Origin of the sequence: Ruminococcus sp. RTP21358st1_G6_RTP21358_211008 (assembly GCF_040908885.1) — a bacterium.
In the GTDB taxonomy this organism is placed as follows: domain Bacteria; phylum Bacillota; class Clostridia; order Lachnospirales; family Lachnospiraceae; genus Blautia_A; species Blautia_A faecis.
Window position 1 is genome coordinate 1 of sequence record NZ_JBDGDM010000082.1, and the last position, 8,999, is coordinate 8,999.

Sequence of the window (8,999 nt, forward strand, 5' to 3'; positions counted from 1 at the left end):
AATATAACAAGCCCCAGCAAAAAGCCGGGGCTAATACTTCAATTATTTTAGGACATTTTCAAAAACGCTTGACATAAAAGGGGATAGCTTTCCTTATCTTTTACAGTTACAGAGTTGCTGTTTACTCCTTGACCAGTAACCTTTTACACAACTTTATGTTCCATCCATTTTCCACTCTTAAACCGCAGACCAAACACGATCGCACGTACCGTCCAGTCTGTGAACATTCCGATCCAGACAGCCATCGGTCCCATGCCACAGACCCGGATCAGATAAACGCACAGGCAAAAGCGGAAAGTCCACATAGTAATGCAGGAAGTAATCATGGAAAACTTCACATCTCCTGCCGCACGCATGCCGTAAGCCGGAATAAACGCAAACATCCATACGATTGGTTTCACAATGGTGATCCAGAACATCATATCAAGACACATTTCAGCGCTTTTAGCTTCCATTCCACCAATCATGGTAATCGGCCGTGCAAGGACATATACCACTGCACAGCAGGCGATGAGAAAGACTTCGGAAAAGATCATCAGTTTCTTCATGTAATAAACTGCCTCGTCTTTTCTTCCGGCTCCAAGACTCTGTCCCACCACTGTCATAAGTCCGATTCCAACACCAATTACAGCTGTTCCATTTAACATCTCCAGCATATTGGTCATAGCCTGGGCTGCAATAGCAGTGGTTCCAAGTGTAGAGACTGTAGACTGGATTGCCAGCTTTCCAAGCTGGAACATGCTGTTCTCTATACCGGAAGGAATACCAAGAGCAAGAATCCTGCCAATCATTTTTCCATCCGGACGGATTTTCAGATAATCACGTACCACAATTGGCTGCCTGTTCTTTCTAAGCTGGTACAGCACTACTACTGCACAGAAAATTCTGGATACCAGTGTGGAAATAGCCGCTCCGGCAACTCCCATATGAAATACCCAGATCAGAATTCCATTTCCCACAATATTCATCACATTGGAAATAATGGAGATCACCATCGGTCCTCTGGTGTTTTCCTGTGCACGGAAAATGGATGCTCCGGCATCATAAAGCGCAATAAAAGGATAAGACAGCACAGTATAAAAGAAATACACCATGGAATTCTCCATAACATCCGCGTCCACTTTTCCGAAAATAAAGCTAAGAAGCGGTGCACGGAAAGCAAGTCCAAGCACAACGATGAAGACAGAAATGGCTGTTATGATAAAAAGTGCCTGCCTGGCTGATTTGTTTGCCATCTCGTGATTCTTCTGTCCAAGATACTGGGTACAGATAATGGTACCTCCAGCTGCCAGTGCAGAAAAGGCCTGAATGATCAGTACATTGATAGAATCCACAAGAGAAACGGCGGAAATGGCCGCAGAACCTACATTGCTGACCATCATGGTATCTACCGTACCCATCAAGGCATTTAATAGCTGCTCCATAATAATAGGAACAAGAAGCGCCCGGAGCATTTTGTTTGTAAAAAGATGTTGCTGTTGTTTCATATGTTTCCTCTTTTTCCTTAAATGTATAAATAGTTCCTGTCGCATGGATGTATATCTCATAAAACTGCTTCAGATACTTCCATGCAAATATTTTCTGTGCTATTATACACCTTAAGCGAAAAAAATACAGTATTTAATTACGCACAATCCTTATGTTTCAATATAATTTTAATACAATTTCAGGAGGAACACCTTGGACAGAATTCTTACATACACGATACAGCCAGAACAGGAAGGAACGCAGCTTCTTGATTTTCTTAGGAGCAAGGGCTTTTCCCGGGGAATTTTATCTTCCATGAAGGCAGATAAAAATGCGATTCAGCTAAATGGTGAGCGGGGATTTGGGAAATCAGTTCTTCAGGTCGGAGATTCTCTTCACATACATATTCCGGAAGCGGACAACACTGAAAATATCCTGCCTGTGAGAATGGACCTTTCTATTCTATATGAAGATGAAGATATTTTAGTCATAAATAAGGCGGCAGACATGCCTGTGCACCCTTCCATTGGAAATTATGATAATACACTGGCTAATGGAGTTGCCTGGTATTTTAAAGAAAAAGGACAGCATTTCGTCTACCGCTGCATCAACCGTCTGGACAGAGACACCACAGGAGCCCTGATTCTGGCGAAAAACCCTTATAGTGCAGCAGTTCTCTCTGCCCAGATGAAGCAACGTCAGATCCGGCGTACCTACCTGGCAATTGTACAGGGAATCACAGCAGAGCAAGGAAATATTGATGCGCCTGTTGGGCGTGCAGCAGATTCCACCATCAAAAGACAGGTGGATTTCGCAAATGGGGAGAGTGCTGTCACACACTATGAGCGATTAGCCACCTATCATTCCTACTCTCTCATCGAGCTCCATCTGGAAACCGGACGCACTCATCAGATCCGTGTGCATATGAAGTACATTGGACATCCGCTGCCAGGAGACTTTCTCTACAATCCAGATTACAGAATTATAAAAAGACAGCCCCTGCACTCCTTTCAGCTGGAATTTGCTCACCCTGTTACAGGAGAAAACATGTGTATTACTGCCCCTGTCCCAGAAGATTTTGCAGATGCCTTTCATCGTTCCTAACGGCAACCGAATTCGGGCAAAACAGGTCAGAACCTCATAACTGTGAAGTTCTGACCTGTCTCATTTTTCATTCTCAGAAAGCTTATAATTCTTTTCTGTTCTTCTCATATATAATGAGCAAACCTTTTAACAAAAGATCCTCATCCAACAAAATCTCCCGCTTGCAATGTGGGATAATCTTACGGGCAAGGCCACCAGTTGCAACAACTGTAATTTTCTGTCCAAGCTCTTCTTCAATTCTGTCAACAATTCCGTCAAGGGCTGCTGCATTGCTGTAAATCACACCGCTTTTCATGCATTCAATAGTATTTTTTCCAATGATGCGCTTCGGTGCTTCAATACTGATTCCGCTAAGCTGAGAAGCACGGGCTGTAAGGGCATCCAGGGACACTCCCATTCCGGGAAAAATCATGCCTCCCACATAATGCTTCTTCTCATCTACCACGCTTACCGTACTTGCAGTTCCCATATCAATAATTGCCAGTGGAAGAGAATATTCATGAATTCCTGCAACTGCATTTGCTACAAGATCTGCTCCAAGCTGTCCGGGATTATCCATCAGGATATTCAGACCTGTTTTTACACCTGGTCCCAATACCATAGGTTCTTTTTTCAGAACCTTTTCAGCTGCAAGCTTCACGGCATTGGTAATCTGCGGTACTACAGAGGAAATAATGCAGCCTTCAATATCAATCCGCTTAATATGATATAAATCCAAAACTGTCTTCAGATCAACTGCGTATTCCAGTTCTGTTTTTGTACGGACAGTGGAAAGTCTCTCAATGAAATAGGTTTGCTTTGAATCAATGCAGCCAACCACAATATTTGTATTTCCAATATCAATTGCTAAAATCATTTTTTCCTCCATGGTTTCTCTATCATCAGCCGCAATCAGCGGCCATTTTTGCAAACAGTCTGTCTGTTTTCAATTTTCTTAAACTTCTGCTGTTTTTACCACTTTCTCAGATTTCTTCTCTGTTCCCGGAAGAAGCCTTGCCTTGTAAAGGGCTGCACCTACAGCACCTGTGATAACGGTAGCGGAAAGCATTTCACATACTGCGTTGATTCCTACAAATGTACAGATGAACAGAATCACGTTTTTTCCACCCATAAGTCCCTGTACATACTCGGTATTTCCGAAAAGGCCAACTAATAACCCCATAAAAAACAGAGTATTTAAAAATGCGGAAAGAAATCCTGTTACAGCGCAGGAAAGATAAATATTTTTTGATTTCCTGCGGACTCCCTGGAAAATATATCCAAGAAGAAGTCCGTCAACCAGTCTTGGAATAAATCTCTGAACAAACGCCAGGAATGGATTGATTCCGAATAAGGTAACACCCATAAGGCTGGTACCGCCAATGCCGATACACTGTCCAAAGCTGGTAAGTCCGAATACGGCTCCCGCAATGGCTCCGCCTACAGGTCCCATTGTAATTGCGCTGATGGCAACCGGAATAATATTAAAGGTGATTGCAAGAGGCCCGATATTCAGGTAGCCAAGAGGTGTGTAAGCCATAAGAAGCAGAATTGCGATCATAAGGCCCAGTAAGGTGATTTGAGATGTTGTAAATTTTTTGTTCATGTTGTCCTCCTTGTTATCGTTCCCTATATTAGAGCCTATTCAGACTCAGGGATACAATACGGTATGGAACAGCGGGCATGCTTTTTTTGTATTTACCCGCCACTCTGAAAAATGTGTTATCCTCTGTCCAGATTTACAAAATACAATCTGCGAATATAACACCAGTGCCACTGCCTGCGGCTTCGCAAAAGATTTATAAATGCTGCCAGAATGACAGCCTGTAAATAACTATCTGCGAACTCTCTCAAGCAGTATTTTATCCAGGATCTTACCGGCTGCATCCTCCTTGCTCATTAGCGGGAGTGATACTTCCTCATCCTGTGTAATCAGAGTCAGAACATTGGTGTCCCCCTGGAATCCGGCGCCTGCCATTTTTACATTGTTGGCAGCTACCATATCCAGATTTTTCCTGGTAAGTTTGACTCTGGAATTACCGATCATATTCTCTGTTTCCATGGAAAATCCACAGAGAAACTGTCCATCCGGTTTGTGCTCTCCAAGATATTTCAGAATATCATCTGTTCTCTCAAGGGCAATGGACATGTCATCGTCTTTCTTTTTAATTTTTTCATCGCTCACACTGGCCGGACGATAGTCTGCCACTGCTGCTGCTTTAATGATAATATCCTGTTCCTGACTGACAGAGGTTACAGCCTCATACATATCTCTGGCTGTTACCACTGGAACCACTCTCACAAATGGTGGCGGTGCAAGTGCAGTACGTCCACTTACCAGTGTGACATCTGCTCCGCGCAACATAGCCATTTTTGCAATGGCATAGCCCATCTTGCCGGAAGAATGGTTGGTAATATAACGGACAGGATCAATTGCCTCCTGGGTAGGACCGGCGGTAACCAACACCTTCAGCCCTTTCATATCCTTCTCACAGGCACACTCTCTCAAAATATAGTTTAAAAGAGTCTCAGGCTCCGGCATTTTTCCCGCTCCGGTATCGCCGCATGCAAGATAGCCTACAGCAGGATCGATTACTTCGTATCCATAATGCTCCAAGGTTTTTAGATTATCCTGGACAATGGGGTTCTCGAACATATTGGTGTTCATCGCCGGAGAAATAAATTTCTTGCATCTGCATGCCATAATGGTGGTTGTAAGCATATCGTCTGCAATTCCATGAGCCAGCTTGCCTATCACATTGGCACTTGCCGGTGCGATCATCACAACGTCAGCCTTTTTCGCAATGGACACATGCTCTACCTGGAACTGAAAATTCCGGTCAAAGGTATCCACAAGGCATTTATTCCCGGTAAGTGTCTCAAAAGTAATGGGATTAATAAAATTAGTGGCATTTCTGGTCATTAGCACATGAACGTCTGCCTGCTGCTTCTTCAGCGTACTTGCAAGATATGCGATCTTATATGCTGCAATACTTCCAGTAACTCCCAGAAGAACTGTCTTTCCCTCTAACATTATCTTCCCTCATCTCTCTTTGAAATCTTTTGGACAAAATTCATCTGTTATTTTATACCTTTTGTCCGTACCGCTTATTATAATGCAAAGAGACGTATGAATGCAATGTATTTTTTATATGTTCGGCTTTTCATACATAATTTACCTTTATATGCATCTTTTCTTTGTTTTTTTATCTGTTATAATAGCCTTAGACTTTTAACAGCTATTCCAGAGCATGTTTGAAAATCCTTCCCGCAACCTGCATGCCCCACTTTGCGGGAAATTTTGCCATCTGTTTTCGACTTTCATTATAAGGATACTACAAAAGAAAGGAACCATTATGAACTACCAGATCACACAGTGGTGCGCCCACTTTATCTCAGAGCATGTAAAAGAAGGAGACCTTTGCATTGATGCCACCATGGGAAACGGAAATGACACTCTGCTTCTTTCCTGTCTTTGTGGGGAAAAAGGGCATGTACTCGCTTTCGATATTCAGGAAATAGCACTTGCCAATACCAGAGAGCGGCTTGAAAAAGAAAATGCCCCTCACAATTATGAACTGTTTCTGGATTCCCACGTAAATATGGGAAAATACGCAGAGCCTGTGAGTGTAAGCTGCATTGTATTCAATTTCGGCTATCTGCCGAAGGGCGATCATACTCTTGCCACAAGGGCAGAATCCAGTATTCAGGCACTTACCGTATCCCTGTCCCTTTTGAAAAAGGGCGGGATCCTGATGCTGTGTATCTACAGCGGCGGAGATTCCGGGTTTGAGGAACGGGATGCACTGCTGAAATGGCTGAAGGTGCTGGATTCCAGGAAATTTCTGGTTATTAAAACAGAATATTACAACCGGCCTAATCATCCGCCTATGCCCGTACTTGTAGTCAAACTGTAACTTGTATACAAAAAGCAACAACTTTTTCCCATGTATTTACTCAAAAAACACCCCTTAGACAGACTACAATTATTTGTGTCTGCCAAAGGGGTGTTTTATCTTCGGTATTCTCAAACTGTACTTTATCAATCTATAATGGTAACGCTTGTCATCACCGGCTGCTCATCTGCAGAAATAGTTCCATTGTTATCTGTAGGCTTTGCATCCTTGCAGATCTGGTCAACAATGTCCATGCCTTCTGTCACATGTCCGAAAGCGGCATACTGTCCATCCAGATAGGTACTGTCAGACTGTACGATAAAGAACTGGGAGCTTGCACTGTCCGGGTCTGAGGATCTTGCCATGGAGATCACACCTCTCTCATGGGAAATATCGTTCTTTACGCCATTCTCAGAAAACTCGCCCTTAATAGTCTCATCAGAGCCTCCTCTTCCGGTTCCTTCCGGATCTCCGCCCTGGATCATAAATCCATCAATAATACGGTGGAAAGTAAGTCCGTCATAGAAATGCTCCTGTGCCAGTTTCACAAAGTTGGTTACACTGATAGGTGCTGTGTCCGCATCCAGTTCCACCTTAATGGTGCCGTAGTCCTTCACCTCAATCTCTGCATGATGAAGACCGGTAAGAGGCTCTGAAGTATCCAGAACAGTGCTTGTATTGTCTGCTGTTTCATCTGTACCTTCTCCATCCCCGGAACCGTCTGTAAAGCCGGAAACTTCTTCCTCCGTTCCTTCTGACTGGTCAGCACTCTCATCTGTACTTTCCTCTTTTGTTTCTTCTGTGTCTTTATTTTCTTCTGTGCTCTCTTTAGTATCTGCTGCTTCTGTGCTCTTACTTTCCTCTTTCGTATTATCTGAACCACAGCCTACCAGCATTCCTGCGGAAAGAGCTGCCACCATCAGCATTGCCAGAATTTTTCTTTTTTTCATGATTTTATGCCTCCAATTCTTGATGCCATCTTTTTCTATTATAACGAAAATCACGTAAAAAACAATTGTTTTCACAGATTGTTCAATTTCTTTTTCTTTGTCTTGCCACAGCTTGTATTGTCTGCTAAAATCAAGAAAGAATTTATCAGAAAGCGAGGTCTTTTTTATGGAAAAGATTACCAGTTTCACAATAGATCACATCAAACTTCAGCCAGGCGTTTACGTTTCCCGCAAGGATCCGGTTGGAAATAGTATGATCACCACTTTTGACATTCGTATGACTTCCCCAAATGAGGAGCCTGTTATGAACACAGCAGAGCTTCACACCATTGAGCATCTTGCTGCTACTTTTCTTCGCAACCACAAGGAATTCGGACCGAAGATGATCTACTGGGGACCAATGGGCTGCCGTACCGGCAATTATCTGCTGCTGAACGGAGATTATGAATCTAAGGATATTGTTCCGCTTATGGTTGAAACCTTTGAGTTTATCCGTGATTTCCAGGGCGAGGTTCCTGGTGCTTCCCCGAAAGACTGTGGAAATTATCTGGATATGAACCTTGGAATGGCGAAATATCTGGCTAAAAAGTTCCTGAATGAAGTGCTGTATGATATCAAACCAGACAGACTGGTTTATCCGGAATAATTTGATTTGATATATTCAGAAATCTCCCTCTTACCATTTCATGGCAGGAGGGAATTTCTTTAGTACTCAAAAAACGCTATGTAAACGATAATACCATCCATTTACATAGCGTCTTTCATCTCATCATTTCATCTCTTAAATTTCTAGCCTATCAGCCTGCGACAGCCTCATCAGCTGCAGCATCTGCACTTCCTTCTGTAGCTGCCTGATCAGCAGTTCCATCTGCGGCTGCACCGTCAGCTGCCACTGCACTTACATAATCACCGGATACATAAGCAGTCTGTCCCTCATAGGAAACCTCAATCCAGCCATTGTCGCATACACCTGTACTTGTAAGCTGTGTACCGCTTGTTACACCTGCGATCCAGGTAGCATCTGCACTTGCATCTGCACGAAGGTTAATATCTGCATTCGCAACATATGTACCATCCTGCTTGGTTACATTCACACCGCTTGCAGTCTGCTCTACAACTGGTTCTGGAGTAGGAGTAACTTCTGGTGTAGGAGTTGCCTCAGGGGTTGGTGTTGGAATAGGGGTCGGGGTTGCCTGTATAACTGTAACGCTTGCTCCTGCACCTTCCTCAAATCCACATCCAGGGATGCAAAGTGCTGCGCCCAGAAGCAAAACGGCTAATGCTGCTTTTTTCATAATATAGTTCCTCCTTTACAAAGCAATGGTGCTTTGAATTGATTCATCTTCTTTTCATATAATATTACAAAAACAGACTCATTTCGCGAATCGTTACAATTAATATACAGTATTATTACAAATTATGCAACCCCTAAGTGTATCTTTGCAATAAAGCATATTTGAAATAGTTACTGGTCACGGAGTGAACAGTAATTTGAAATAAAGCGTTCTTAGTTAACAACCACCGGCTCAACTCAACATCATAAACTTAAGATTAGATATTACACATTTATATTATCCTGCTAAAAACTCATTTCAAAAGGGCA

At 43.0% G+C, this 8,999-nt stretch carries 10 protein-coding genes; 3 read left to right on the forward strand and 7 right to left on the reverse strand.

Going from position 1 to position 8,999, the window contains the following annotated elements; genetic code table 11:
* Positions 1-143 precede the first annotated feature (143 nt).
* Complete coding sequence (locus AB5Z12_RS20035) at positions 144-1,487, reverse strand: MATE family efflux transporter (RefSeq protein ID WP_173735307.1); 1,344 nt, start codon at positions 1,485-1,487, stop codon at positions 144-146.
* A gap of 193 nt (positions 1,488-1,680) precedes the next feature.
* Between AB5Z12_RS20035 and AB5Z12_RS20040 the strand changes: the two genes are divergently transcribed.
* Positions 1,681-2,571, forward strand: a complete 891-nt coding sequence (locus AB5Z12_RS20040; protein WP_148462872.1) for an RluA family pseudouridine synthase — start codon at positions 1,681-1,683, stop codon at positions 2,569-2,571.
* 82 nt (positions 2,572-2,653) lie between these two features.
* Here the strand turns inward: AB5Z12_RS20040 and AB5Z12_RS20045 are convergent, their stop codons facing one another.
* The 4 genes from AB5Z12_RS20045 to AB5Z12_RS20060 all read right to left on the reverse strand — a co-directional run bounded on the left by AB5Z12_RS20045 (position 2,654) and on the right by AB5Z12_RS20060 (position 5,858).
* Complete coding sequence (locus AB5Z12_RS20045) at positions 2,654-3,427, reverse strand: type III pantothenate kinase (protein WP_118579916.1); 774 nt, start codon at positions 3,425-3,427, stop codon at positions 2,654-2,656.
* A gap of 78 nt (positions 3,428-3,505) precedes the next feature.
* Positions 3,506-4,156 carry an ECF transporter S component gene (locus AB5Z12_RS20050; RefSeq protein ID WP_118579913.1) on the reverse strand — a complete coding sequence of 217 codons (651 nt, stop codon included), beginning with the start codon at positions 4,154-4,156 and terminating at the stop codon, positions 3,506-3,508.
* Positions 4,157-4,384: 228 nt separating this feature from the next.
* Positions 4,385-5,584 (reverse strand): bifunctional phosphopantothenoylcysteine decarboxylase/phosphopantothenate--cysteine ligase CoaBC, encoded by a 1,200-nt coding sequence (coaBC, locus tag AB5Z12_RS20055; RefSeq protein WP_118579910.1) that lies wholly within the window; start codon positions 5,582-5,584, stop codon positions 4,385-4,387.
* A 205-nt stretch (positions 5,585-5,789) separates the two neighbouring features.
* On the reverse strand, positions 5,790-5,858 hold the full coding sequence (locus tag AB5Z12_RS20060) for a DUF6783 domain-containing protein (RefSeq protein ID WP_368072569.1): 69 nt from the start codon (positions 5,856-5,858) through the stop codon (positions 5,790-5,792).
* A 48-nt stretch (positions 5,859-5,906) separates the two neighbouring features.
* Between AB5Z12_RS20060 and AB5Z12_RS20065 the strand changes: the two genes are divergently transcribed.
* Positions 5,907-6,467: a class I SAM-dependent methyltransferase gene (locus AB5Z12_RS20065; protein WP_180006280.1), complete on the forward strand. Its 561-nt coding sequence runs from the start codon at positions 5,907-5,909 to the stop codon at positions 6,465-6,467.
* Between the two features lie 125 nt (positions 6,468-6,592).
* On the opposite strand, the gene AB5Z12_RS20070 is transcribed toward AB5Z12_RS20065, so the two are convergent.
* Positions 6,593-7,396: a peptidylprolyl isomerase gene (locus tag AB5Z12_RS20070; RefSeq protein WP_368357523.1), complete on the reverse strand. Its 804-nt coding sequence runs from the start codon at positions 7,394-7,396 to the stop codon at positions 6,593-6,595.
* A gap of 166 nt (positions 7,397-7,562) precedes the next feature.
* Here AB5Z12_RS20070 and AB5Z12_RS20075 point away from each other — a divergent pair, with 166 nt between their 5' ends.
* Positions 7,563-8,042 (forward strand): S-ribosylhomocysteine lyase, encoded by a 480-nt coding sequence (locus tag AB5Z12_RS20075; RefSeq protein ID WP_368357522.1) that lies wholly within the window; start codon positions 7,563-7,565, stop codon positions 8,040-8,042.
* A 151-nt stretch (positions 8,043-8,193) separates the two neighbouring features.
* Here AB5Z12_RS20075 and AB5Z12_RS20080 read toward each other — a convergent pair whose 3' ends face one another.
* A complete protein-coding gene (locus AB5Z12_RS20080) occupies positions 8,194-8,691 on the reverse strand; it encodes an SH3 domain-containing protein (RefSeq protein ID WP_173718102.1) in 498 nt (165 codons plus the stop codon).
* Between the last annotated feature and the right edge of the window lie 308 nt (positions 8,692-8,999).